Raw genomic sequence first — 505 nt, forward strand, 5'->3', positions numbered from 1 at the left:
GGCAGCGTCAGATGTGTATAAGAGACAGGTAGATCGTCGAGGAGACCGCCTCGCCGTTGCCGTCCACGATGTTCCCGTGCAGCCCCGGCCAGCCGAACTTCACGTCGGTGGCGGCCAGCGCCGCCGGGATGTCCACGCCCAGGCGCCACAGCTTGGCCACACCGAAGATCAGGATCACCAGCACGTAGGGGAACAACGCCATCCAGGTCGCCCCCGGGAGCAGGTTGCGGTTCGCGTCCACCGGCTTGGCCAGCGCCTCGGGGGTGAGGATGCGCTCGCGGGCCTCGTCGGCGCCCTTGGGCTTCCACACCTGCAAGAAGAGCACCGCAACGCCCAGGCCCACCAGCGAGGCGACGATGTCGGTCAGTTCATAGGAGAAGTACGTCGCGCACAACCACTGGGCGATGGCGAAGGAAATGCCGATCACCAGGGTCACCGGAAGGGTCTGGCGCATGCTGCGCCATCCGGCGATGACCAGCACCAGCACGGTGGGAACGAACAGGGC

Annotated in this window: 1 protein-coding gene; it reads right to left on the minus strand. The window is 66.5% G+C overall.

Translation table 11 applies throughout. The features are described 5' to 3' along the window. Positions 1-7 precede the first annotated feature (7 nt). The coding region (locus tag DQ244_RS19155; RefSeq protein WP_147251567.1) for an L-lactate permease at positions 8-505 on the minus strand (498 nt) is incomplete at its 5' end.

Origin of the sequence: Blastococcus sp. TBT05-19 (assembly GCF_003319095.1) — a bacterium.
Lineage (GTDB): Bacteria > Actinomycetota > Actinomycetes > Mycobacteriales > Geodermatophilaceae > Blastococcus.